The organism is Bradyrhizobium sp. USDA 4472 (assembly GCF_054058595.1).
Genome location: NZ_JBSSAM010000001.1, coordinates 3,567,033 through 3,591,904, shown reverse-complemented (window position 1 = coordinate 3,591,904; position 24,872 = coordinate 3,567,033). Strand labels below are relative to the sequence as shown.

General features: G+C 62.2%; 26 protein-coding genes. 6 read left to right on the top strand and 20 right to left on the bottom strand.

Annotated elements, in window-relative coordinates; translation table 11 throughout:
* Positions 1-21: 21 nt before the first annotated feature.
* Entirely contained in the window at positions 22-483 is a 462-nt protein-coding gene (locus ACVWZ4_RS16580) for a carboxymuconolactone decarboxylase family protein (protein WP_456740760.1), read from the top strand.
* A gap of 125 nt (positions 484-608) precedes the next feature.
* Here the strand turns inward: ACVWZ4_RS16580 and ACVWZ4_RS16575 are convergent, their stop codons facing one another.
* The 6 genes from ACVWZ4_RS16575 to ACVWZ4_RS16550 form a co-directional block, all read right to left on the bottom strand.
* Positions 609-1,469 (bottom strand): D-amino-acid transaminase, encoded by an 861-nt coding sequence (locus ACVWZ4_RS16575; RefSeq protein ID WP_456740759.1) that lies wholly within the window; start codon positions 1,467-1,469, stop codon positions 609-611.
* Positions 1,470-1,587: 118 nt separating this feature from the next.
* The gene (locus tag ACVWZ4_RS16570; RefSeq protein ID WP_456737220.1) at positions 1,588-2,319 is read right to left on the bottom strand and encodes an amino acid ABC transporter ATP-binding protein; all 732 of its coding nucleotides are present in this window, start codon (positions 2,317-2,319) and stop codon (positions 1,588-1,590) included.
* 8 nt (positions 2,320-2,327) lie between these two features.
* Positions 2,328-3,020, bottom strand: coding sequence for an amino acid ABC transporter permease (locus ACVWZ4_RS16565; RefSeq protein ID WP_456699743.1), 693 nt, complete (start codon positions 3,018-3,020; stop codon positions 2,328-2,330).
* Positions 3,021-3,024: 4 nt separating this feature from the next.
* A complete protein-coding gene (locus tag ACVWZ4_RS16560) occupies positions 3,025-3,756 on the bottom strand; it encodes an amino acid ABC transporter permease (RefSeq protein WP_456699744.1) in 732 nt (243 codons plus the stop codon).
* A 118-nt stretch (positions 3,757-3,874) separates the two neighbouring features.
* Positions 3,875-4,786, bottom strand: a complete 912-nt coding sequence (locus ACVWZ4_RS16555; RefSeq protein ID WP_456699745.1) for an amino acid ABC transporter substrate-binding protein — start codon at positions 4,784-4,786, stop codon at positions 3,875-3,877.
* 86 nt (positions 4,787-4,872) lie between these two features.
* Positions 4,873-6,258, bottom strand: a complete 1,386-nt coding sequence (locus ACVWZ4_RS16550; protein ID WP_456737218.1) for a M20 family metallopeptidase — start codon at positions 6,256-6,258, stop codon at positions 4,873-4,875.
* A gap of 229 nt (positions 6,259-6,487) precedes the next feature.
* Between ACVWZ4_RS16550 and ACVWZ4_RS16545 the strand changes: the two genes are divergently transcribed.
* The gene (locus ACVWZ4_RS16545) at positions 6,488-7,867 is read left to right on the top strand and encodes an LLM class flavin-dependent oxidoreductase (protein ID WP_456737217.1); all 1,380 of its coding nucleotides are present in this window, start codon (positions 6,488-6,490) and stop codon (positions 7,865-7,867) included.
* A 59-nt stretch (positions 7,868-7,926) separates the two neighbouring features.
* Here the strand turns inward: ACVWZ4_RS16545 and ACVWZ4_RS16540 are convergent, their stop codons facing one another.
* The 4 genes from ACVWZ4_RS16540 to ACVWZ4_RS16525 all read right to left on the bottom strand — a co-directional run bounded on the left by ACVWZ4_RS16540 (position 7,927) and on the right by ACVWZ4_RS16525 (position 13,194).
* On the bottom strand, positions 7,927-9,588 hold the full coding sequence (locus ACVWZ4_RS16540; protein WP_456740758.1) for a thiamine pyrophosphate-binding protein: 1,662 nt from the start codon (positions 9,586-9,588) through the stop codon (positions 7,927-7,929).
* Between the two features lie 106 nt (positions 9,589-9,694).
* Positions 9,695-10,198, bottom strand: a complete 504-nt coding sequence (locus ACVWZ4_RS16535) for a GFA family protein (protein ID WP_456740757.1) — start codon at positions 10,196-10,198, stop codon at positions 9,695-9,697.
* A gap of 254 nt (positions 10,199-10,452) precedes the next feature.
* Positions 10,453-11,580: an alkene reductase gene (locus tag ACVWZ4_RS16530; RefSeq protein ID WP_456740756.1), complete on the bottom strand. Its 1,128-nt coding sequence runs from the start codon at positions 11,578-11,580 to the stop codon at positions 10,453-10,455.
* A 117-nt stretch (positions 11,581-11,697) separates the two neighbouring features.
* Complete coding sequence (locus ACVWZ4_RS16525) at positions 11,698-13,194, bottom strand: aldehyde dehydrogenase family protein (protein ID WP_456699751.1); 1,497 nt, start codon at positions 13,192-13,194, stop codon at positions 11,698-11,700.
* A 186-nt stretch (positions 13,195-13,380) separates the two neighbouring features.
* Here ACVWZ4_RS16525 and ACVWZ4_RS16520 point away from each other — a divergent pair, with 186 nt between their 5' ends.
* Positions 13,381-14,226, top strand: coding sequence for an SDR family NAD(P)-dependent oxidoreductase (locus ACVWZ4_RS16520; protein WP_456737200.1), 846 nt, complete (start codon positions 13,381-13,383; stop codon positions 14,224-14,226).
* A gap of 10 nt (positions 14,227-14,236) precedes the next feature.
* On the opposite strand, the gene ACVWZ4_RS16515 is transcribed toward ACVWZ4_RS16520, so the two are convergent.
* From ACVWZ4_RS16515 to ACVWZ4_RS16475, 9 genes are all read right to left on the bottom strand, one after another.
* Complete coding sequence (locus ACVWZ4_RS16515; RefSeq protein ID WP_092239813.1) at positions 14,237-14,443, bottom strand: hypothetical protein; 207 nt, start codon at positions 14,441-14,443, stop codon at positions 14,237-14,239.
* A 72-nt stretch (positions 14,444-14,515) separates the two neighbouring features.
* Positions 14,516-14,929, bottom strand: a complete 414-nt coding sequence (locus ACVWZ4_RS16510) for a Rieske (2Fe-2S) protein (RefSeq protein WP_456699753.1) — start codon at positions 14,927-14,929, stop codon at positions 14,516-14,518.
* Positions 14,930-14,934: 5 nt separating this feature from the next.
* Complete coding sequence (locus ACVWZ4_RS16505; RefSeq protein ID WP_456699754.1) at positions 14,935-16,047, bottom strand: amidohydrolase family protein; 1,113 nt, start codon at positions 16,045-16,047, stop codon at positions 14,935-14,937.
* Positions 16,048-16,061: 14 nt separating this feature from the next.
* Positions 16,062-17,123, bottom strand: a complete 1,062-nt coding sequence (locus ACVWZ4_RS16500; protein WP_456740755.1) for an amidohydrolase family protein — start codon at positions 17,121-17,123, stop codon at positions 16,062-16,064.
* Between the two features lie 308 nt (positions 17,124-17,431).
* A complete protein-coding gene (locus tag ACVWZ4_RS16495; RefSeq protein WP_456740754.1) occupies positions 17,432-18,391 on the bottom strand; it encodes a hypothetical protein in 960 nt (319 codons plus the stop codon).
* Between the two features lie 14 nt (positions 18,392-18,405).
* The gene (locus tag ACVWZ4_RS16490; RefSeq protein WP_456740753.1) at positions 18,406-19,524 is read right to left on the bottom strand and encodes a DUF3696 domain-containing protein; all 1,119 of its coding nucleotides are present in this window, start codon (positions 19,522-19,524) and stop codon (positions 18,406-18,408) included.
* A complete protein-coding gene (locus tag ACVWZ4_RS16485; RefSeq protein ID WP_456740752.1) occupies positions 19,521-20,654 on the bottom strand; it encodes a DUF262 domain-containing protein in 1,134 nt (377 codons plus the stop codon). The genes ACVWZ4_RS16490 and ACVWZ4_RS16485 overlap by 4 nt, the downstream gene beginning before the upstream one ends.
* Before the next feature lie 248 nt (positions 20,655-20,902).
* Entirely contained in the window at positions 20,903-21,178 is a 276-nt protein-coding gene (locus ACVWZ4_RS16480) for a YiaA/YiaB family inner membrane protein (RefSeq protein ID WP_456699757.1), read from the bottom strand.
* Between the two features lie 40 nt (positions 21,179-21,218).
* The gene (locus ACVWZ4_RS16475; protein WP_456699758.1) at positions 21,219-21,914 is read right to left on the bottom strand and encodes a PspA/IM30 family protein; all 696 of its coding nucleotides are present in this window, start codon (positions 21,912-21,914) and stop codon (positions 21,219-21,221) included.
* A 99-nt stretch (positions 21,915-22,013) separates the two neighbouring features.
* On the opposite strand from ACVWZ4_RS16475, the gene ACVWZ4_RS16470 reads away from it, so the two are divergent.
* Entirely contained in the window at positions 22,014-22,622 is a 609-nt protein-coding gene (locus tag ACVWZ4_RS16470; protein WP_456699759.1) for a TetR/AcrR family transcriptional regulator, read from the top strand.
* 112 nt (positions 22,623-22,734) lie between these two features.
* A complete protein-coding gene (hydA, locus tag ACVWZ4_RS16465) occupies positions 22,735-24,189 on the top strand; it encodes a dihydropyrimidinase (protein WP_456740751.1) in 1,455 nt (484 codons plus the stop codon).
* A gap of 44 nt (positions 24,190-24,233) precedes the next feature.
* Here hydA and ACVWZ4_RS16460 read toward each other — a convergent pair whose 3' ends face one another.
* Positions 24,234-24,470, bottom strand: a complete 237-nt coding sequence (locus ACVWZ4_RS16460; RefSeq protein WP_456740750.1) for a hypothetical protein — start codon at positions 24,468-24,470, stop codon at positions 24,234-24,236.
* Positions 24,471-24,522: 52 nt separating this feature from the next.
* Here ACVWZ4_RS16460 and ACVWZ4_RS16455 point away from each other — a divergent pair, with 52 nt between their 5' ends.
* Entirely contained in the window at positions 24,523-24,819 is a 297-nt protein-coding gene (locus tag ACVWZ4_RS16455; RefSeq protein WP_456740749.1) for a hypothetical protein, read from the top strand.
* Positions 24,820-24,872: the final 53 nt, after the last annotated feature.

Here is a 24,872-nt window from a genome sequence, read left to right as displayed (position 1 = left end):
CAACTAGCAAGGAGAACGACCATGAAACCCCGCATGAATTTCTACCAGGCCGCCCCCGATACGATGAAGGCGCTGATGGCATTGGAAGAGCAGATCCAGTCCACCGGACTCGAGAAATCGCTGATCGAGCTCGTCAAGATCCGGGCCTCGCAGATCAACGGTTGCGCCTTCTGCATCAACATGCACACCGAGGATGCGCGCAAGCGCGGCGAGACCGAGCAGCGCATCTATCTGCTCAACGCCTGGCGCGAGTCCCCGCTCTATACCGATCGCGAGCGCGCCGCGCTGGCCTGGACTGAATCCGTGACGTTGATTGCGGAGACGCACGCGCCCGACGACGTTTATGAGCAGGTTCGCGCCCAGTTCTCCGATGCCGAGACGGTCAACCTGACCGCGCTGATCGGCGCGATCAACGCCTGGAACAGGCTGGCGATCGCGTTCCGCTCGGTTCATCCGGTGAAGGTGAAGGCGTCGGTGGCGTAGGCGACAGGAACAGATCTGTAGGGTGGGCGAAGCGAAGCGTGCCCACGGCTTTTCAGCGAACTGGAGAGGTGGTGGGCACGGCGCAACAGCGCGTTTGCCCACCCTACCGCAGCCGAGTATGCGGCCTAAACCGCCGTCGCCTTGGCGAACTCCACATAGATCTCGCGCAGCCGCGTGGCCATCGGGCCGGGCTTGCCGTCGCCAATCTTCTTGCCGTCGATCGCGACCACGGGCTGCACGAACAACGAGGCCGAGGTGGCGAAGGCTTCCTTGGCGGCCAGGGCCTCCTCAACCGTGAAGGACCGTTCCTCGACGCGGAGCTGGCGCTCTTCGGCGAGAGCGACGACCGCCTTGCGGGTGCAGCCCGGCAGGATCGCATTGGAGTTCCTGCGGGTGACGATGACGTCATCCTTGGTGAGGATGAAGGCCGAGGACGAACCACCTTCGGTGACATAACCGTCTTCCAGCATCCAGGCTTCGCCGGCGCCGGCTTCCGCCGCGGCCTGCTTTGCCAGCACTTGCGCCAGCAGCGCGACGCTCTTGATGTCGCGGCGTTCCCAGCGGATGTCGGGCACGGTGATGACGTTGATGCCGGTCTTCGCAGATTCTGAGTTGATGATGTCCTTTTCCGAGGTGAACATCACCAGGCTCGATACGATTTCGCCCTTGGGGAAGGCGAAATCACGGCCCTTGTCGGCGCCGCGCGTGACCTGGAGATAGACGAGGCCGCTCACCAGCTTGTTGCGGGCAATCAGCTCCTTCTGCAGCTCGGTGATGCGCTCGACCGTCTCCGGCAGCTTCAGCTTGATCTCGCCGACCGAGCGCTCCAGCCGCGCCAGATGCGAGGCGTTGTCGACCAGCTTGCCGTCGAGCACGGCCGAAACCTCGTAGATGCCGTCGGCAAACAGGAAGCCGCGGTCGAGCACCGAGATTTTCGCGTCCGAAAGCGGGACGAATGAGCCGTTGACGTAGGCGATCGAATCCAAGGCGGGTCTCCAGCAAAAAGGGATGTGGCGCCTTATACGCCAGTTGCGGCAAGCGATCACCCCTCGTTTCGTCATTCCGGGGCGGCGCGCAGCGACGAGCCCGGAATGACGTTGGAAATCAGTGCGACAAAATCTTGGACAAGAACTTCTGTGCGCGGTCGCTGCGGGGCTTGCCAAAGAAATCGTCCTTCAGCGCGTCCTCGACGATCTCGCCGCGGTCCATGAAGATCACGCGATTGGCGACCTTGCGGGCAAAGCCCATCTCATGGGTCACGACCATCATGGTCATGCCTTCACGGGCGAGATCGACCATGACGTCGAGTACCTCGCTGATCATTTCAGGATCGAGCGCCGAGGTCGGCTCGTCGAACAGCATCGCGATCGGATCCATGGCGAGAGCGCGCGCAATGGCGACGCGCTGCTGCTGGCCGCCGGAGAGCTGCGCTGGAAATTTCTTCGCATGCTCCTTCAGGCCGACGCGATCGAGCAGGGCCATGCCTTTGGTCATCGCCTTGTCGTGCGCCCGGCCCAGCACCTTCTCCTGGGCCAGGCAGAGATTGTCGATGATTTTCAGATGCGGAAACAGCTCGAAATGCTGGAACACCATGCCGACGCGCGAACGCAGCTTCGGCAGATCGGTCTTGGGGTCGTTGACCTTGACGCCGTCGATGCTGATGTCGCCCTTCTGGAACGGCTCCAGTGCGTTGACGCATTTGATGAGCGTCGACTTGCCCGAACCGGACGGGCCGCACACCACCACCACCTCGCCCTTGGCGACGCTCGTGGTGCAATCGGTCAGCACCTGGAAGGTCGGGCTGTACCATTTATCGACGTGGCTGATTTCGATCATGACGGGCCCTAGCGAAGGATGGCGATGCGCGACTGCAGGCGGCGGACGCCGTAGGACGCGATACAGGAAATGGTGAAGTAGACGACGGCAGCAAACAGGTACATCTCGACCAGACGACCGTCACGCTGCGCGACCTTGCTGGCAGCGCCGAGGAAATCGGTGATCGACAGCACGTAGACCAGCGAGGTGTCCTGAAACAGGACGATGGTTTGCGTGATCAGCACCGGCAGCATGTTGCGGAACGCCTGCGGCAGCACGACGTAGCGCATGGTTTGCGCGTAAGTCAGGCCGAGCGCGCTGGCCGCGGCCGGCTGTCCCCGCGAGATCGACTGGATGCCGGCGCGCATGATCTCGGAGAAATAGGCGGCCTCGAACATGATGAAGGTGATGAGCGAGGACGCGAACGCACCGACGCTGATCGGCCGCGAGGCGCCGGTCAGCCACTGTCCGATATAGGGCACCAGGAAGTAGAACCAGAAGATCACCAGGACCAGCGGCAGCGAGCGCATGAAGTCGACATAGAGGCCGGCGATCCGCCCGAGGGTCTTGTAGCCCGACAGCCGCATCAGCGCGAGCGCCGTGCCGAAAACCAGGCCGCCGAGCGCGGACAGCGCCGTCAACAACAACGTGAAGCTCATGCCCTCATAGAACAGATAGGGCAGCGCGCGGATGATGACATCGAAATCGAAATTGCCGAACATCGCGCTATTTCCCCGTGATGTAGCCGGGGATCGCGACGTAGCGCTCGAGGAAGCGCATCGCGGTCACGACGACGGCGTTGACGAGGAGATACAGAAGGGTGGCGGCGGTGAAGGCCTCGAACACCTGGAACGAGAATTCCTGCATCGAGCGCGCCTGTCCGGTCAACTCGAGCAGGCCGATGGTGATGGCGACCGCCGTGTTCTTGATGGTGTTGAGGAACTCGGAGGTCAGCGGCGGCAAGATGATGCGAAACGCCATCGGCAACAGCACGTAGCGATAGGCCTGCACCGTCGTCAGCCCGAGCGCAGTGGCGGCCATCTTCTGCCCGCGCGGCAGCGATCCGATGCCGGCCTGCAATTGCACCGCGACGCGCGCCGACATGAAGAAGCCGATGCCGATCGCCGCGGTCCAGAACGGCGCATTCGGCAATTGCTTCAGCCAGAGGCCGGCCGATTTCGGCAGCAGCTCCGGCAGCACGAAGAACCACAGGAACAGCTGCACCAGCAGCGGCATGTTGCGGAAGAATTCGACGTAAGCGAAGCCGAACCAGCTGGCGGCTCTCGACGGCAGCGTGCGCAGCACGCCGACCACCGAGCCGGTGACCAGCGCGATGATCCAGGCCAGCAGCCCGGTTTCAAGAGTCAGCTCCAGTCCCGACAACAACAGGTCGAGATAGGTGCCGGTCCCCATCGGGTTCGGCTGGAAAAAAATTCCCCAGTTCCAATGGTAGTTCACGTGTCCCCCGCGCGAACGCGCCCTTCAGAGATGGTCGTTGGGCTTCCATGCAAATGTCCGACCACTCTGGTGTCAAGAGTGGTCGGACATGATCCCGACCGCAAGGTCGAGATTGATCTTACTTGTAGTCGTCCGGATTCGGCGAGTCCGAGGGCTTGGCGAACTCGTGCTTCAGCTCTTCCGACATCGGGGTGTTGAGGTTCAGTCCCTTCGGCGGGATCTTCTGCATGAACCACTTGTCGTAGATCTTCTCGCCCTCGCCGGAGGTGTAGAGCGCTGCGGTCGCCGCATCGACCACCTTCTTGAACGGCGCGTCATCCTTGCGCAGCATGATGCCGTAGGGCTCGGGCTTGGAGAACGCGTCCTTCGAGATGACGTAGTCGGACGGCGACTTCGAGCCGGCAACGAGGCTCGCGAGCAGGATGTCGTCCATGACGAAGGCGACCGCACGGTCGGTCTCCACCATCAGGAAGGCTTCGGCGTGGTCCTTGGCCGGGATGATGTTGGCGCCGAGCTTCTTCTCGACATTGGCTTCGGTCAGCTGCTTGATGTTGGTGGTGCCGGCGGTGGAGACCACCGTCTTGCCTTTGAGGTCGTCGATCGACTTCAGCCCGCTCGACTTCTTGAAGACGTAGCGGCTGGCGGTCAGGAAGTGGGTGTTGGTGAAGGCGACCTGCTTCTGGCGCTCGGCATTGTTGGTGGTCGAGCCGCATTCGAGGTCGATGGTGCCGTTCGCCATCAGCGGAATACGGGTCGCCGAGGTGACGGGATTGAGCTTCACCTCGAGCTTGTCGAGCTTGAGCTCCTTCTTCACGGCATCGACGATCTTGTAGCAGATGTCCATCGCGAACCCGACGGGCTTCTGGTTGTCGTCGAGATAGGAGAACGGGATCGAGGAGTCGCGGAAGCCGAGCGTGATGGTGCCGGTGTCCTTGATGTTCTTGAGCGTGCCGGTCAGCTCCTCGGCCCCTGCCTGGCTGACGGCGAAGGTCGCGGCGAGCGCGAGCCCGATGCTACGGAAATGTTTCACTTTTTTGTTCCCCTTTCAGGATGATGCGGCGAGATGCAAGCACAAATCAGGCCGGATTAGAATGTGACTTTCGGCTGGATGCCGGCTCAGATGAGTGGCCCGGGTAATTCCCCGAGATCCCAGAACAGCCCCGCCATCACCGTCAAGGCCTCCTCCGTCAATGGCAGCAGGATGTGCTCATTGGGCGCATGCTGGGAGCAGCCGGGATAGGAATGCGGGACCCAGATCGTCGGCAGGCCCAGGACTTCCGAAAACACGTCGTTCGGCAGCGAGCCGCCGAAGTTTGGCAGCACCGCCGGTGCCTTGCCGGTGGTGGTCTGCACTGATTCAGCCGCCCATTCGATCCACGGGCTGTCGAAATCGGTGCGGGAGGCGGCAAAGCTCTGGGCCGCCCGCACCTCGACCATCGGAAAGCCCTTTGCGACGAGGTGCGCGCGGACGGCATCGATCAGGCCATCGACCTTGGTGCCCACCACGAAACGCAGTTGCAGCACGGCATTGGCATGGCCGGGAATGGCGTTGGCCGGCTTCTCGATATTGCCCGAGGACATCGCCAGTACTTCCAACGTGTTCCAGGCATAGAGCCGCTCGGCCGCGGACAGGCCGTCCTCGCCCCAGTTCTCCGCAAGCTGTGGCTCGTCCTCGGTCGGAACGACCTGCACATCGGCCAGATAGCTGCGGATCTGGTTGGTCAGTCGCGGCGGCTTCAGCGCCTCGAGCTGAAGCCGGCCATGGCCGTCGACCAGCGTTGAAATCGCATTGACCAGGATGGTCGCAGGGTTGGCGAGCACGCCACCCCAATTGCCGGAATGATGGCCGCCGTCTCGCAGGTTGACATCGAGATGAATGCGGATGCCGCCGCGGCAGCCCAGGAACAGGGTCGGCCGATCCGCCGACAGCCGCGGCCCATCGGAGGCCATGAACAAATCGGCCTTGAGCGCGTCGCGGTTGAGCTCGCAGACCTTGGCAAGATCAGGCGAGCCGATCTCCTCGCCCATCTCGACGATGAATTTCGCATTGAAACCGAGCTTGCCGCCACGAGCTTGCCGCACCGCGCGGAGTGCGGCCATGTTGATGCTGTGCTGGCCCTTGTTGTCGGCAGTGCCGCGGCCATAGAGACGAATGCCTGATGTCGTCGTGCGCCAGGGATCGCGGCCGTCGCGCCACTCGCCTTCCATGCCATCGACGACGTCGCCATGGCCGTAGACCAACACGGTCGGCGCCGACGCATTCTCGTGATGCTCGGCAAACAGGAACGGCGACTTGCCGCTCGGGGATTCGACCAGGCGGCTGCTGAAATCGAGCGCGGCGAAGGAGGGCATCATCTCCTGCTCCAGATAGGCGCGCAGCTCGGCGCCCCGCGACGGATTCTGGCTTTCGGTCTTGAAGCCGACGCGGCGGTCAAGTTCGGCGAGGAACGCACCGGATTTGAAGTCGTCCCGGGCGCGGGCGATGGCGTCGGCTCTGCTCATTCGTTTCGCTTCAACTGATGGAACGAGGCAACGTAGCGGACTACGCGGGCGCTCGAAAGTGGCGGGGACCGGCGATTTCCTTCTTGCTCTCTTGAGCCTGGCTTGCCAAGTGCAGACGTGCCGCGGATTTTGGCCTTGCCAAACGCAAGTTATATGCAAGAACGTCGCCAGGTTGGGGCGCACGTCTATCATTCGAAGAGCGCTCAGTACAGGGCGCCGAGGGACCAGCATGGCCAAGCAGATCAGGCTCAACGCATTTGCGATGAATTGCGTCGCGCACCAGTCGCCGGGACTCTGGACCCATCCGCGCGACCGCACCGCCGAATACAACCGCCTGCCCTACTGGATCGATCTCGCCAGGACGCTGGAACGGGGCCGTTTCGACGGCCTGTTCCTGGCCGACGTGCTCGGCGTCTACGACGTCTATGGCAGCAGCCCTGACGCAGCCTTGCGCAATGCTGCGCAGACGCCGTCGAACGAACCGCTGCTGCTGCTTTCGGCGATGGCGGCGGTGACGAAAAACCTCGGCTTCGGCGTCACCAGCAACCTCTCGTTCGAGCCGCCCTATCCGTTCGCCCGGCGGATGTCGACGCTTGATCATCTCACCGAAGGCCGGATCGGCTGGAACGTCGTCACCGGCTATCTCGACAGCGCCGCACGCGGCGCCGGCAAGGACAAGCAGACCGGGCATGACGATCGCTACGACATCGCCGACGAATATATGGAGGTGGTCTACAAGCTCTGGGAAGGCAGCTGGGAGGATGATGCGGTGCTGCGCGATCGCAAACGCGGTATCTTCACCGATCCCAGCAAGGTTCATCGCATCAATCATGAGAGTGCGAATTACCGCATCAACAACACCATCCATCTCAGTGAGCCATCGCCGCAGCGTACGCCGGTGCTCTATCAGGCCGGCACCTCGCCGCGCGGCCGGCAGTTCGCGGCCAAGCACGCCGAATGCGTGTTCATGTCGGGACCGTCAGCCAAGATCATTGCGCCGCGCGTCGCCGCGATCCGCCAGGAGGCTGCCGCACTCGGCCGCAACCCGGCCGAGATCCTCATGTTCAACATGATGACGATCATCCTCGGCAACACGGAAGCCGAGGCCGCGGCGAAATATGCCGACTATCGGTCGCATATCAATCCGGAAGGCGCGCTCGCCTTGATGTCGGGATGGACCGGCATCGACTTCTCCGGCTACGAGCTCGATCAGCAGGTCCGTCACGTCCAGAACGATGCCGGCCGCAGCGCCCTGGACAACGTCACCCGCGGCGATCCCGACCGGGTCTGGACCGTGCGCGATGTCATCGAGCATGTCGGCATCGGCGGAGCGGGCCCGGTCGTGGTCGGCACGCCGGAAAGCGTCGCGGACAAGATCGAGGACTGGTTCGAAAAGACTGACGTCGACGGCCTCAACGTCGCCTTTGCGATCTCGCCCGGCGATTTCGAGGATATCTCGGACATGCTGGTGCCGGAGTTGACCAGGCGGGGGCGGTACAAGAAGGAATATGCTCAGGGGACGCTGCGGGAGAAGCTGTTTGGTGGCGGACGTGCAAGGCTGGATGCGCCGCATCCGGCGGCGGGGTATCGGGTGGGCAAGAAGGGCTAGGCGGAAAGTTGCGCCACACCCCGGGCTGTCGTCCCTGCGAACGCGGGGACGACAAGTGGCTACACTTTCCCGTCCACCATCACCTCGATCAGCTTCGTTCCGGGCCTGCCAAATGCCGACGCCAGCGTCGCTTTCAGCTCGCCGGGATCGCTGATCTTGATCGCCTCACAGCCCAGCGCCTTCGCGACACCCGTGAAATCCACCGGAGGATCGGCGAAATCCATGCCGACGTAATTATCGTCACCATGGAAGGCGAGCAGCCGCTGCTTGATGATGCGGTAGCCGCCGTTGTTGGCGATGACGACATTGAGCGGCAGCTTGTGATGCGCCGCCGTCCACAGCGACTGGATCGAATACATCGCGCTGCCGTCGCCGGAGAAGCAAACCACGGGGCGATCCGGATTGGCGATGCTGGCGCCGACCGACGCCGGCAGGCCCCAGCCGATGCCGCCCGAGGCGAGGCCGTGATAGCCGTAGCGGTCGCGATGCGGGCGCAGCGCCGAGACCTGCCGGCTGGAGGTGAGGCCTTCGTCGACGAGGATGGCATGGTCGGGCATGGCGTCGACCATTTGCAGCACGACATAATCGGGATCGATCGGAGAGCGGCCCGCGCTCTTGCCGATCTGCTCAATCAGCGCCGCGCGGCGCGCAGTCCAGTTCTTCGGCGCAAGCTCGGCAAGGCGCTGCCCGGCGCGGCTCGCGAGCGTCGCACCGCCCATCTCTTTCAGCACCGGGATCAGCGCGCGCAGCGTTTCCTTCACATCCGCCTTCAACGCGATCTCGGCACCGTAGTTCTTGGCGATCTCCCAATCGACAAGGCCGATCTGGACGATGCCGAGTCCATCGGGCAGCGCATCGATCTCGCTGTGGACGGACATGCGCAGCGGATCGCCGCCGAGCGCGATCAGGAGATCGTAGGGCGCCAGCGTATCGCGCGCGAGCTTCTGTACACGCGCAAGCGTGCCGATGAAGCTCGGGCTCTCCGACAGGAAGTGCGAGCCATAGGGCGTCGAGGACTGGTAGGCGGCAGCACCCAGCAGCTCGGCGAGTTCGGCGGCCTCTTTCAGAGCGTCGCTCTTGACCACCTCGTCCATGGTGACGATGACGGGGCGCTCGGCCTTCAGCAGCCGCGCGGCAAGCGCCCTCAGCGCCTCGTCTGATGGCTTTGTGCGCGCGTCGATGCGGGTGGAGCAGCCGAGGTCGATGCCGGCCTCGCTGTTGAGGATGTCGCCCGGCAGCGAGATGAACACCGGCCCGGTCGGCGGCGTCATCGCAACCTTGGCGGCGCGACGCACGATGCGCGGCAAGTCCTCCAGCCGCGTCACCTCGACCGCCCATTTCACCAGCGGCTCGGCCATGCGCACCAGCGGACCATAAAGCACGGGCTCCATCAGTCCGTGGCCCTGCTCCTGCTGTCCCGCGGTGAGGATCATCGGCGTGCCCGTGAACTGCGCGTTGTAGAGCGAGCCCATCGCGTTGCCGAGGCCGGGCGCGACATGGACGTTGCAGGCGACGAGCTTTCCGGAGGCCCGGCTATAGCCGTCCGCGATCGCCACCACCAGGCTCTCCTGCATCGCCATCACATAGGTGAGGTCGGGGTGATCCTTCAGAGCATGCATGATCGGCAGCTCGGTGGTCCCGGGATTGCCGAACAGATGCGTGATGCCTTCGTCCTTGAGCAGCGCGAGAAAGGCGGAGCGGCCCGTGATCTTGTTCTTCATGTTTCCTCCAGGAGCGGACGTTGCCGCAAGGACGGAAGCATGATGGCCGAAATCTTGGCGTACGCGCAAGGAAGCGCGGTCATGGCTGCATTGCGAGGGAGCGGCGCTACATCTCCTCGCGCCCCAATTCGAACGGATCCTCACCGCCCGCGCGCTTCTTCTTTTTCGAGCGCTGCCAGACCACACCGGGAAAGCCCTTCAGCGGCACCAGCGGCTCGCCGGTATAGGCCCATTCCTGCAACTCCTCGATCGCGATGTGATAGAGCGGCTGGCGGCCGGTGCGCTCCTTAAACAGCGCGCGAGGAATGTTGACCATGTGGGGACCGCGCGGGCGCTCATAGGCGATCGGCGTGCCGCAATGCGAGCAGAAGCTGCGCGCCGTCCTGGTCGCCTTGTCCTCGTAGCGGGTCAGCGCTGTCCGGCCCGAGGTGATGCGAAACCGCTTCTTCCAGCTGCCGACATAGGTGGCATAGGCGGCGCCATGGGCGCGGCGGCTGGCGGCGGAGTGATCGTGCCAGGCCCATCGCGCAGGGACGTCGATCTCGAACGTGACCTTGCCGCACAGGCACTGCCCGGTGGCGGTTCCTGCGGCGACTGCGGCTTTGGCCATGATGGTCTCTCCGTCGTCCAAGCAGCTCGGGACAAAATTGCGTAGCAATTTTGCGCTGATGCGACGAAGCAATCCAGGCTGTCTCTGCGGAGGGGCCCTGGATTGCTTCGCTGCGCTGGCAATGACGGAGTTTGTGGGTCCGTCGGAGTCACATGCTAACCCCGTAGCCCGGATGGGGCGAAACGCAATCCGGGAATCTCGACGGCGGGCACGAAACCCGGATTTCGCTTCGCTCCATCCGAGCTACGGCCGCGTCACGCCGGCGTCAGCTCGCCATAGACGGGATAATCCGTATACCCCTTCTCCTCGCCGCCATAGAACGTCGCGCGGTTATATGGCGCAATCGGGTAATCGTGCTCGAGACGCCGCGGCAGATCGGGATTGGAGATGAAGATCCGGCCGAACGCGATGATGTCGGCATGACCGTCCGCGATCGCCGCGTTCGCGGTCTCGCCGGTAAAACCACCTGCCGTCATCAGCACGCCGCTGTAGTGTGGACGGAACAGCACCATGGCGGAGGGCACGTTCTCCCAATGGACGTCGGCGCGGCCCGCGCCGCTCGAGCGCGGCTCGATGAAATGCAGATAGGCGAGACCGAGCTTGTCGAGCGCTCTCACCACGTGGGTGTAGAGCGGCATCGGATCAGGCTCGCCGGAATCATTGGCGATGCCGTGCGGCGACAGCCGCACGCCGACGCGGTTCGCGCCCCAGACGTCGATTGCGGCCTGCGTCACTTCAAGCAGCAGGCGCGTGCGGTTCTCGATCGAGCCGCCATATTGATCGGTGCGCTGATTGCTGCGCGACTGCAGGAACTGCTCGAGCAGATAGCCGTTGGCGCCGTGGATCTCGACACCGTCGAAGCCCGCGGCGAGCGCGTTCTTCGCGCCCTGCCTGAACGCCTCGACGATGTCCTTGACCTCGCCGGTCTCCAGCGCGCGCGGCGTCTCGTAGTCGGCGAGCTTGCCGTCGGCGGTCATCGCCTTCATGCCGTCGGCCCTGATCGGAATCGCCGACGCCGACACCGGCATTGCGCCGCCATGATAGGAGGAATGCGAGGCTCGGCCGACATGCCAGAGCTGGAGAAAGATGATGCCGCCCTTGGCATGCACGGCATCGACCACCTTGCGCCAGCCGGACACTTGCGCCTCCGAATAGATGCCGGGCGTCGCCGGGTTGCCGCGTCCTTGTGAAAGGACCGGCGACGCCTCCGCGATGATGAGGCCACCTTCCGTCGCGCGCTGGCCGTAATATTCGGCGTTGAGCGGCCGTGGAGCAAAACTGTCGCGCTCCGCCCGCATCCGGGTCAGCGGTGCCATCGCGACGCGATGCGCAAGCTTGTACGGACCGACCTGCAAGGGTCTAAACAACGCCTCGAATTTCATGGGAGCCCCGGATATCTCGGAAAGGATGCGGATCATATAGCGAGGGGCGGTCACCGGAAGGGCGCCGCCCCATGAAAACCGGATATTCGTTCGCGCCGCACGCGGCAGAGAACAGCCTTACGCCGTCTTGATCCAGACGGCCTTCACGTTGAGATATTCCTCGACGTGCTGCTTGCCGGACTCGCGGCCATAGCCGCTCATCTTGTAGCCGCCGAACGGCACGGCCGGGTCCATCGCCTGGTAGCAATTCACCCACACCGAACCGGCGCGCAGGCGCTTCGCGACCGCATGCGCCTTGGTGACGTCACGCGTCCACAGACCGGAGCCGAGGCCAAACGTGGTGTTGTTGGCACGATTGACCAGCTCGTCCATGTCCTTGAACGCGATTGCGGAGATGACGGGACCGAAAATCTCCTCCTGTGCGATCCGCATGTTGTCCTGGACGCCGGCGAACACGGTGGGCGAGACGAAGAAGCCTTTGGCAAGCGCGCCTTCGGTGACGCGGCCGCCGCCGGCAAGCGCGCGTGCGCCCTCCTTCTGGCCGACGTCGAGGTAGCCGGTGACGCGCTCGAGCTGCTGCTCGGAGACCAGCGGGCCGATCTGCACGTTGGGATCGAGGCCGTTGCCGACCTGAAGCTTCTTGCCGAATTCGGCGACGCGGCCGACGAATTCCTCGTAGATCGCCTGCTCGACGAACAGGCGCGTGCCGGCGCTGCAGATCTGGCCCGAATTGGCAAACACCGCCATCGCAGCACCCGGGACTGCCGCATCGAGATCGGCATCCGCGAACACGATATCAGGCGACTTGCCGCCGAGCTCGAGCGACACGCGCTTGAGATTGCCGGCGGAGGCGCGAATGATCGACTGGCCCGTGACATGCGAGCCGGTGAAGGCGACCTTGTCGACATCATGATGCGAGGCCAGCGCGGCACCCGCGGTCTCGCCGTAGCCGGGCACGACGTTGATGACACCAGGCGGAACGCCGGCTTCCATCGCGAGCTCGGCGATGCGCAGCGAGGTCAGCGGCGCCTCTTCGGCCGGCTTGAGCACCACGGTGCAGCCGGTCGCGATCGCCGGGCCAATCTTCCAGATGGTCGCAGTGAGCGGCCCGTTCCAGGGGATGATGGCGCCGACGACACCGATCGGCTCCTTCAGCGTGTAGGAGAATATCTCGCCGGGCAGCGAGTTCTCGATCGTCTCGCCGTGGATCGCCGTGGTCTGGCCGGCGTAATAGCGCAGCATGCCGACGGCGCGCAGGCGATAGGCCCGGGTGCGGCTGAGCGGCGCGCCCATGTCGAGCGTGTCGAGCTGCGACAATTCGTCGAAATTCTTCTCGACGAGATCGGCAAGCCTGAGCAGAAGGTTCTGGCGCTCGAACGGTTTGACCTTGCTCCAGGGCCCTTCGAAGGCGCGGCGGGCGGCGGCGACCGCACGATCGATGTCTTCCTTGTCGCCCTCCGCCACGGTTGCGAGCAGCTCGCCGGTGGCGGGGTTATGAGTCTCGAAACGCTTGCCGGAAACAGCATCCACCCACTTCCCGTCGATCAGCATCTGCTTGTAGGACCCGTTGGCGAACGGATGGCGCGTGATCGGAATAGCCTGCGACACAGCCATGGCTGCACTCCCTGGGTAGGTGATTGATTGGGTTCGATCTGGGCGGGATCGTTGATCCGAACAGAATACAGCGGCGCTGGAAAGGCGTAAAGTCGACGCGGAACGAAGACCTCCCATGCCGACTTGTGCAGGGTCGCGCGAGCGCCATGTCATAGCTCCATCACGAGCCAGTCCCGGAGAACAGCCATGCCACATCCTGTCATCGCCAAGGGCAACGTCGCCGTCGTCACCGGCGGCGCATCCGGCATCGGTCTTGCCGCGGCAGCCGCGTTCGCGCGCGCCGGGATGAAGGTCTGCATTGCCGATCTCGACGAAAACAGGCTGGCCGAAGCCGCAACAAGACTGTCATCGATTGCAGGCGCGGCTCATGTGATGACATCCGCGATCGACGTCAGCCGAATCGAGAACGTGGCGGAACTGGAACGCGCCGTAGGCGCTCATTTCGGCGGCACGGACCTGCTGATGAACAACGCCGGTATCCAGCCGGGCAGCACGCTGTTCGGAGAGCCTGACAATTGGCAGCGGATCATCGACGTCAACATGTGGGGCATCATCAACGTCGCGCGCATCTTCGCACCCAACATGATTGCACGCGGCAGGCCGGGCCTGATCGTCAACACCGGCTCCAAGCAGGGCATCACCACCCCACCCGGCGATCCCGCCTACAACGTCTCCAAGGCTGGCGTGAAGGCTTTTACGGAAGCGCTCCAGCACGAGCTGCGCAACACGAAGGATTGCCGCATCACCGCGCATCTGCTGATCCCCGGCTTCGTGTTCACCGGGCTCACCGCCAAGGGCCGCACCGAAAAGCCCGACGGCGCGTGGACGCCGGAGCAAACAGTGGATTTCATGATTGCGCGGCTTGAGGCCGGCGATTTCTACATCCTGTGCCCTGACAACGACGTGCCGCGCGCACTCGACGAGAAGCGCATATTGTGGGCCGCCGGCGATATCGTCGAAAACCGCCCGCCGCTGTCGCGCTGGCATCCGGATTACACGGATAAATTTGCCAAGTTTGTGAAGGGAAGCTAGGCGGACCGCCTTACAGCGTCTCTTGCTGGTGCCCACAATTCTTGCAGGCGAATTTGACCCTGCTCTGGCCCTTTTCCGCCTGCACCCGGTTTGGCGCGCCGCATTTGCCGCAGACCGCCTCAATACGGGTGGTGCCCTGCTTCACGACGACGGTCTTCTTTTCCATCGATTCGCGGATCAGGCGCTCGGCCTCTTCACGCAGGGATTGTTTCGACAAAGCTCGTCTCCGCCCTTGAAAGCGCGAGAGCCATAACGCACTTGCGTTTGAATCTCAATCGGCAATGCCGCCCTAGACGTCGACAATCACATAGGAGTCTTCGACATGTACCGGAAACGTCTCAGCGACATAGGGCCCCTTCTGCAATTCGTCGCCGCGCTCCACCGCAACCGGATATGAGCGAATCCTGACCCGTGTCGGGTCGAACCAGGACTGGCCGTTGCGCATGTCGAACTCCCAACCGTGCCACGGGCAGCGCAGCATCTCGCCGACGCGTGATCGCTCATACACGCCGGGCTCTGGCGAAGTCAGCCGCGCCACGCAGGCTGCCTTCTCCAACGGCGCGCCCTCGTGAGGGCAGCGGTTCAACAGCGCGAAGAACTCGCCATTGACGTGGAACACGACGATGTCGCGCCCGGCAATATCGACGACCTTGTTGCCCCCGGGCGGAATCTCTGATGTGGACGCGACGATGTGACGGGCCATGTGGATCAGAGCTTGTAAACCGCGCGGGCGTTGGTGCTGAAGATCTTCTTCCGCTCGGCCTCGGTCAGCGGCGTCTTGAAGGCGAAACGCGGATCGTCGAAATCCCAGTGTGGATAGTCCGACGAGAACAGCAGACGATCGATGCCAACCCACTCGATCAGCGAGCGCAGATGCCGCGCCTCGTCGGGCTCGTCGATCGGCTGGGTCGTGAACCAGAAGTGATCACGGACATATTCCGACGGCCTGCGCTTGAGATGCGGCACCTCGCTGCGGAAGCGCTCGAAATGTTGGTCCATGCGCCACACCGCCGAGGGAATCCAGCCGAAGCCGCCCTCGATGAAGACGATCTTCAGCTTCGGAAACCGTTCCGGCACGCCCTCGATCACGAGGCTGGCAAGTTGAGCTGCGATGGTGTGCGCGTTCGACTGATGCTCCTCGACATAATATGACGGCCAGCCGCCGCCGGTCGGCGCATGGCCGCCATAGCCGCCGACATGGATGCCGAGCGGCAGGTCGAGCGCCTGCGCACGCTCGTAAATCGGCCAGTAGCGGCGGCGGCCGAGCGGCTCGTTGGCGCGCGGCGAGACGTTGATCTGGATGTATTCGCCTGTTCTGGCGCAACGCTCGATCTCGGCGATGGCGAGGTCGACCCCGTCCTGCCCGACCAGGATCGAGGCCTTCAGGCGCGGATCGCGGTGCGACCAGAACGCCAGTTGCCAGTCGTTGATGGCGCGCTGGATCGCGGCGCCGAATTCCAGGTTCTGCTGCGAGAAGATGAAGAGATCGAGCACCTGCAAGATGCCGAACTCGACATCGAGCGGATCGAGATGCTGCTTCTGCATGAACGCGAGATCGGAGCCCGGCGGCCCGCCGGTCGGCGGCCAGGCATCGCGGCGCGCGATCAGCGGTGATGACCGCGGATAGGGTGTGGTGAAAAGATAGGGCGTGCGCAGATGGCTGCCATACTCCCTCAAGTGCTGCTGCCATCTTTTCGGTAAGAACGCGTTGAGGTCTTCGAACGAATGCAGGCTCGGATGCACGTCGCAATCGACGATGCGCAGCTTCGATGCGACGGGCTTCGCGTCGTCACGCAATGGACGGTCGATGACTTCACTCATACGAACCTCCTGAACTAATTGAGCTTCAACCGCGGAAATGTCTCCAGCGGATTGTCGACGCACATCTTGTCGATGACGCTCTTCGGAAGATGCGGCGGGATGGGATCGTCGCCATCGAATTGCCAGTGCGGATAGTCGGACGCGAACAAGAACATTTTTTCGGAGCCGATCTGGTTGATGATCTCCTCGACGCTCCTGGCATCGCCGGGCGCATCGAACGGCTGCATGGTGACGCGGAAATTGTCGCGGATGATCGCGGCGGGTTCGCGCTCGACCCAGGGCACCTCGACGCGGACGCCGCGCCAGGTCTTGTTGGCGCGCCACATAAAGGCGGGCAGCCAGCTCACGCCTGATTCCATGAGCACGACCTTGAGACCTGGGAACTTGCCGAACACACCCTCGTAGATGAGGCTCAGGATCTGGGCCTGAAACGCTTGCGCCTCGACGAAATAGTACTCGTAGCGGTGCGATGGCCAGCCGGCCGAGCTCGGCGCCTGCCGATACTGCGTGCCGGCGTGGATCGCGAGCGGCAGCTTGTATTTCTCCGCGAGCTGATAGACCGGCCAGAAATGCCGCCGGCCCAGCAACGTCTCACCCTGCGCCAGCACCAGGATGGAGACGAAGCGCTGGTCGCTGGCATGACGCTCGATCTCGTCGATCGCGAGGTCAGGCACCTGCATCGGAACCACGATGGACGCGCGCAGGCGCGGGTCACGCGACAGCCATTCGGCCGCAATCCAGTCGTTGATAGCCTTGCAGAAGTCGGCCGCCATATAGGCGTCGAACACGGCCTGCGCGCCGTACAGCACGTTGAGGATCGCGTGGCTGGCGCCCAGCTGGTCGAAGGCGCCCTTCTGCACCATGGCGAGATCGGAGCCGGCTTTGGCACCGTTGGCCGGCCGCCAATCGGCGCGGCCGGTGAGCGGCATGCTCGGCGGATAGGAGGTGAGATCGAGGCCGTCGATGGCGCGGCTCACCACCTGCTCTTTCCAGTGATCGCTGAGATACGGCCGCAGCGTCGTGCGCGTGCCTCCAACCGCCGGGTGGATATCGCAGTCGATCCGCGTCACCGCCATGGATGCTTCCTCGGGCAATCTTTATCGGCGGCGTTCTCTGCACCGCCCGTGCAGAGTGCTCCGAGCCGAACCGACGCGCAAGGGCGCAGCGCTGCGCGATCCGTCATGCCTCGGTTGCATTTCGCGGGCGCGATGCATGCGGATCAGGCGCGCGGCATGTGTCATCCGTGACAGTCGGGAGCGCTGGACCAGTGCGATCGCCGTCTCGGTCGCGGCATCGGCCGAGGTCACGGGGACCGCAAGCGCCAGGATATCGATGGGTTCAACGATGAGTTGGGCGTAAGGGGCTAGTAGCCGACTGAAGTTCGCTATGACTTGGTAATTTTTGGCCCGAAATAGACGACCTTTAAAACAGATGCTTCGGCGGGAACGGGCCACTCGAAATGCAGCCTAAAATAGCGATGACTTATTTTTCCGTGCCAATGAGCGAATACCGTCTGTCCAGAATTGTCGGGATCATCAAATGTAAGCTCGCGGAGAAACTGGCGCTGATTAGTCGGCGATTCGCCGCTGAACAGGGCTCGATCGCCAACAAAGTGGTCCCTTACAATTTGCTGAGCGATGATTCCTTCTGCGCCATTTGGCTGCCTATCTGACATGTAAAGGTCGAGGTACCCTAACAACGAAATAACACGATCCCTAATAACAGCATCGAACGGTTCGCGCGCAAGCCGCTCGTCTTCATAAATGTTGTTCGGTAATCGGAGCCGCGGAAATCGCTCTCGAGCGTATTCGACCAAGGCCTTCCAAGACGTTGGAGCAATGGACGCTCCGTGCGCCGCAGCCCTTAATTGATCAATTAACCACAGATTTTCTACGGCGTGACGCCCTATGCGATCCTCATGTAATCCATGATCGACATAAAGCGGCGTTACATCAAAAGGGATCGCGCCCGCAGGGAAGCTAAAGGTAGCAACCGATTCCATCGCTTTGACACGACGAGCGGCCTCCCCCAGTCCCGAGTCCGTAATGTCAATTCCATTGTACTCGAAATAATCGTCCTGCTCGGGTAGACGATCGTCGTCAACAAACGGACCATTTCGGTCAATCCACCCCAATACCGCCCTTCGAAAGTCTGCATCTCTCGAACGCTGTATTGCTTCTCGGAAAGTCAACGTCGGGAACACTGACCGGCTTCCCAGCGTCCGGGCGGAGAACAAATTCAGGCGCAATTGAGCAATTTGTATGCGCGCCGATAGTATTTCACGCATTGCGATTTCGAAGTCTTGCAACGCATTAAATTGGCCTTGTAGCGACAAATCGTTCAAGTACCAGCGCATAGTTACTGCCAATCGGCAAGCAATGACAGATCTCTCTCTGACTGATCAAAGAAGCCATCGGGCCACTCGTAGATGCTACCCTTTTCGTCGACCGTCGGCGAAACTACTCCGTGCCCCTTGGAACTTTGCCCGCCAAAGAAATGAAGTTGAAGCGACTTGGACGACAACATTTGTTCTTTAATGGCAAGCCGGACACCGTTCAACAAATGATCGCTGTGGGTCTCGACAACAATCTGAACGCCCGCATTGGCAAAATGCCCCAGTATCCTGCCCATTTGCGACTGCGCCGAAGGATGCAAGTGAGCCTCAGGACTGTCAACGACGACCAACTGCCCTTCCTGAGCAGCAAGCAACGCAACAAGAATGGGAAACGCATACGTTAGGCCATACCCAATATTAGCAGGACGCCTCCAAGCTCCAGTCAGATTCATACGAAATTGCAAACTCAGCAGAGAAACCTGGGGCAGTAGCTGTACGTTTGCCTGCGCTCCAGGAAACAGCATCCCCAGCCATGCGTCGAGTTGTTTCCGAAATGTCTCAGCCGATTCCATTGGATGGCGCCGAGCTGGGGCAACTTGGTTGTCCACCATCTGATCGTACCAATAAGCGGCAAAGCGGCCATCCGCGCCTATGGTTGAGAATACGTCGTCGCCGACATTTGGCGATGGATAAGCGTCGGCGGCACCCTCGCGAACAGCACTTATATAAATAAGTCGGGCCACACTTTGCTCGATCTGTCGTATCAAGACTTTCTCTTGATTGACCGATAGCCCCTCGCTGAATGGTTTTCGATCTTTCATTTGGATGAAGCGGTCACCAGCCCGCGCGGTAAAAGTCCAAGAGAGGACAGCCCCTTCCCCGTGGAGCATGAATTCGACTTCCGGCTTCTTGGTTTCAGATGGCAGGACATCTCCGACCGTACCTAGACGCACCAGTGCGCCATTCAAGGCGTAGTTCTCGATGTCCTGGGTCAATCGCATATTTTGAGAAAGCAGCAACAGAGGCTGAAGTGCAGTCGACTTTCCTCCACCATTAAAACCCGTAAGCAATGTAAGTGGCCCCAACCTAAGATTGAGGTCATCGAAACACTTGAAGTTCTTTATTTGAAGGGCAGCGATCATGACAAAACAGCTTTTCTAACGGTCTCTTCCATAGCCGAAAAGCGCCTTTGCACTGAAGCTGTACTGTTCGTTGAGTATGTTATTGCACGCGCGAACTCTTCATCCAGCACAAGGTCAACAACCGCTTGCTTAAGCTCTTCCTCCTTCCCTCTATCCAAATCATCCGGCAACCCGCCCATGGTCACAGCGCATACTTCGAACAATGAGATATTTATCACGCTTCTTGCTGGAGCGAGCCCTTCGTAGGTCAGCGACTTTCTGAACGCGTGCTCTCCAAACAGCTTCCGATTTAGGGCCATTGCGGCGTCAAATCGTTTTCGAAGGGCCGCTCTCTCTTCAGCTTTTAACGATGCCAATCTCGTCAGGCCGTCAGCAAGAAACCCATCCATGTCTCCAGTACGGTACCTTTGCCGCCCAAGAAGCTCGAATGCGCAGAATCGATTGATCGCTTCTCGGTCTCGCATAGTCTTAGGATTCAGTGACTGGCCGGTCGCGGACCGAAACGCATCTCCTTCGGCAGCCTCCTTCAGCCAATTCGTCGCATCTCCATTGTACAAGGCATTGCGCATTTGTTGGCGGGTTAGCGGTTCACCGCTATTGACCCGTTCAAAAATATCAAGCCGGGCCCTCTCGGGCGCCTTTGCATCCAAAATGTACATCGTCAATTGGGTATCCTGAATCCGCTCCTGCAGGTTCAAAGGCAAATCATCGAAGAGCTTCCCCTCCAAGGCGTGCGAGCCTTTGCCATCCTCGCCAGTAGCTAGGCCAGCCAACCTGAATTTGTTGCCAAGATATCGCGAGAAAGTAGTCAAGCGCTGCAGTCCATCGACCACGATGATCCGACCGTCTTTAGCTTCGGCAACATAGAAGACAGGAAGAGGGATGCGCATAACGCAACTCTCGATCAATTTTGATTGCTTTGGAATCGGCCAGACAAAATCCCTCTGAAAGTCGGGATCGAGGATGTAGCGTTTGTTTTCAATGCGTTTGGCAACCTCCGCAACAGACCGTGCTTCTGTTCGTACAAAAACAGCATCGAGGGGATAGTCGCCCCAGCCATCGCTCGATGCCTCCTCTACGCCCTCAACCTGGTCATGGAATAGTGGAAGGCTGATACCGATGTTGCTCATTCTTAGTGCCAATGCTTTCGGCTAGAAGGCCATGATGACTTCGAACGGCTAATATGCCTGCGGCGAGTAGTTGTGTCAGCCCCTGCTCGCCCTAATATTGTCGGGTTGGGGCAAATAGTAAGGTCCATTGTCCGCCCCACGCATTCCCTATGACAGAGCGGTGCTCCGCGTGAACGCGAGGAAGCGGCGGATGCTCCAGCATCGGCCACCGCAGATCACATGCAGCAACGTTTTCGTGTGCTCTCGCCTCAAGCGGCCTTGGAGACCTCCATCAGCAGCCGCTCGGCCTTGGCGTCTTCGATGCGGTTCACGAGGCGGCTGCTCTCGTGGTTGTCACGCACGGTCTTGGTCAAGGTGACGCAGGTCTGGACCAGCATCACGATGCCCATGGCGAGATAGCCCTTCATCCAGAGATCGATCGGCAGGAAGAAGACGCCGAGGGCAACGAGGAAGGCGGAGGCTGCAAAGGACGCGTAAGTAAAGGTCACCCAGGCGCCGCTGTGGGGTTGGCCGTTCTGGTTCATGGTCGTCTCCTGTTGGATCTGATGATGAGTGGGCTTGAGTTCATGCAGTCGGTGTGCGCTTGGACTTCAGCCGCGCCAGCACGTCGTCCGCGGTTGTCTTGAGCCGCGGGCCAAAGCCCTGCTCGGCGAGCTTCTCGGCGGTGGCGAGCGGACCGGTGGCCGCGTCGAGCTCGACCAGGGCGTCATCGGCGGCCTGGGCCTCGATCTGCCGGTCTCGCAGACGTCTCAAGGTGCTCTCCGCCTCCGGTAGCGTCGATTCGCAAGGACGCGCCGCCTCAATGCCGCTGCGGCGAATCGAGCGTACCGCCTCCGAGGCCCGCGCAACACGGCGGCCGCGATCGAGCTCCGTGATGCGAGCCTGCGCGTTCGCGACATGCCGCTTCAGCCGGGCAATCTCGTTGGCGAACAGCGCCCTCGCCGTCAGCGCCGCGTCACGGTCGGCCTCGAGGCCCGCAATGGACTCGGCCGCCTCCTTGGCGAGATCCTCGCGGCCACCATCGAGCGCCGCGACCGCCCGGGTCTCGAGGTCGGCGATCCGGGCGACAGTGGCTTCGAGCTTGCGACCTTCCTGCTGGTCCTGCGCGATCGCCAGCGCCAGCGTTCGCTTGCTGCGCTCGACGGCCGCGGCCGCATCGCGCATCTGCTGGTCGAGGATCAGCAGGGCCGTCCGGTCCTCCAGCTCCTCGCCTGCGGCGGCGACGCTGCCGCGGAAAAGTGTAACGACGGTCTTGAACATTGTCCGCTCCCTGTTATGAGCATTGCTCACGTGCTTTGTAGCACACCTTGAGCGTTGCTCAAGATAAATTTGAGCAACGCTCACATCACTGGTTAATAAATGTCTAAGACACTGGAACGTCGAGAGAAATTACGGACAGATCTGATCCAGGCGGCGGAGCGGATGATTGCTACCCGCGGATTGGCGGGCCTGAAAACCCGCGATCTTGCCAGCGAGATCGGCTGCGCCAACGGGGCAGTTTACAATCTCGTTGCCGATATGGACGAGCTGATCCTGCGGGTCGGCTCGCGCACACTGCATCGACTGGACGACGCGCTCAGCGCCGCGGAAGAAGCCGGTGAGCCCTCGCCGCGGGAGAGGCTGGTCCGCATTGCCATCGCCTATTGCGATTTCGCCGCGGAAAATCTCGAGCTCTGGCGCGCGCTGTTCGAACACCGTATGGAGGCCGACAAGATCGTTCCGGACTGGTCGATCCACGACCAGATGCAGCTGTTCCGGCACATCTATGCGCCGCTCGCCGCGCTGTTTCCCGAACGCAGCCAGGAGGAGCTCGGCATCACCGCGCGCAGCCTGTTCTCGGCCGTGCATGGCATGGTGGCCCTCGGACTGGAGCAGAAGCTCGTCGCCGTGCCGCTGCCCGCGCTGCGCAAGGAAATCGCGGGCCTGGTGCGCGCGATGATCGACGGACTGATCGCACGGGCCGCGTAACGACGAGAGCGCGCAGCGAGCGGCGGCTGACTAAAATTTCGCCTGTCGCATCGCGACCAGGACGCTTAGCCTCCGCTTCCCGTGTCCTCTCCCCTCGCCTTTCGGAGCTCCCATGACCCTCCTCATCCGCGGCGGCACCGTCGTCAATCACGATCATTCGCGCCGTGCGGACGTGCTGATCGAGGGCGGCAGCATCGTCGCGGTCGGCGCGTCGATCCCGGCTCCCACCGGTGCGGAGATCATCGACGCCGGCGGCGCCTACGTCATTCCAGGCGGGATCGATCCGCACACCCATCTCGAAATGCCGTTCATGGGCACCGTCACCGCCGATGATTTCGAATCCGGCACGAAGGCGGCGCTGGCGGGCGGCACCACCATGGTGGTGGATTTCTGCCTGCCCGATCCGGGCCAGTCGATGCTTGCGGCCTATCAGGAATGGCGACACAAATCCGAGAAGGCCGCGACCGACTACGGCTTCCACATGGCGGTGACGTCATGGTCCAAGCAGATCTATGACGAGATGGAGACCGTGGTCAAAACCTACGGCATCAACACCTTCAAGCATTTCATGGCCTACAAGGGCGCGCTGATGGTGAACGATGACGAGCTCTACAACTCGTTCGCACGCTGCGCCCATCTCGGCGCGATGCCGGTGGTGCACGCCGAAAACGGTGATGTCGTCGCGCTGATGCAGGAGGCGCTGATCGCGCGTGGCGTCACCGGCCCTGAAGGGCATGCCTATTCGCGGCCGCCGGAGGTCGAGGGCGAAGCCACCAACCGCGCCATCATGATCGCCGACATGACGGGCACGCCTGTCTATATCGTGCACACAAGTTGCCGTGAGGCGCATGAGGCCATCGCGCGGGCGCGGGCGGCCGGGAAGCGCGTCTATGGCGAGCCGCTGATCCAGCATCTGCTGCTTGATGACCGCGAATATCAGAACAAGGACTGGGATCATTCGGCGCAGCGCGTGATGTCGCCCCCGTTCCGGGACAAGTCGCATCAGGACAGCCTGTGGGCCGGCCTCCAATCCGGCTCGCTGCAAGTGGTCGCGACCGACCATTGCGCCTTCACCACCGAGCAGAAGCGCTTTGGCCTCGGCGACTTCAGGAAGATTCCCAACGGTACCGGCGGCCTCGAAGATCGCCTGGCATTGCTGTGGACCGCCGGCGTCGCCACGGGGCGACTGACGAAGGAGGAATTCGTTGCGGTGACCTCGGCGAACATCGCCCGGATCCTGAACATCTATCCGCGCAAGGGCGCGATCGCGGTCGGCTCGGAGGCCGATATCGTGGTGTGGGATCCCAAGGCGACGAAGACCATCACCGCGAAGCGGCAAATGAGCCGGATCGATTACAACGTGTTCGAGGGCTTCGCCTGCACCGGCCAGCCCGCCGCAACGCTCTCGCGCGGTCGCATCGTCTGGAAGGACGGCGATCTGCGTGCCGAGGCGGGCGATGGGCACTATGTCGAGCGCCCGGCATTCTCGCCGGTGCATATCGCCAACTCGACCTGGAAAGAGCTGACCGCCCCGCGCGGCGTGGCTCGCGGAGCGGTGACGCCTTAGGATCGCGACCCTTCTCGACCGGAAACGAAAGTTCTCGTCACGCATCAGCGCGCGAAAGGCTGACCGGCCAAGCCAGTGACGTGTGACGCCTGCTCTATCGGAAGGCCTCTTCCCAATCGCGCCGCACTCGCACGCAGCATTTCCGCATCGAGCTTGCCCTGCCGCGATCCATCGAGAGCGCATCCAAAGATCCGGTAGAACTGCGCGCCATCATAGGCGACCAGCAGCAGGTCTACGCCGGCGTTGCGCGCGACCTCTGGAAAAGAGGAATAGCCGACCACGAAGTGGGGACCGAGCCGACGCGCTTCGGTCGCGCTGGCGCCTGAGCACATCGTGCTTGCGCAGCTCGAAGCTGAGATGCGCCACCGCCATCAGCATCGGCGGCAAGCACCGGACCGTGACGAGCAGCTTGCCGGAGCGACTGTGACAACGCCCGCGGCGAAGCCGCAGAATGGCAATCGCGATGCTTGCAATGACAGGCGCGATGTTTCCAACACCGCGCAGCGGGAGCAGATAGGGATCGTTCTTGTTCGCGGCCGCGAATGCGAAGAGAGGCGCGCCGAGCCAGAGCAGGATGAGGCCGAGACGACCGAGGAATTGCATGATGCATCACGTCCGGGGAGTGGCTGATGCTTCGCACCTATCAAAGCGATTCGCGTTCCGCGAGAGCCGTGAGCGGGCCT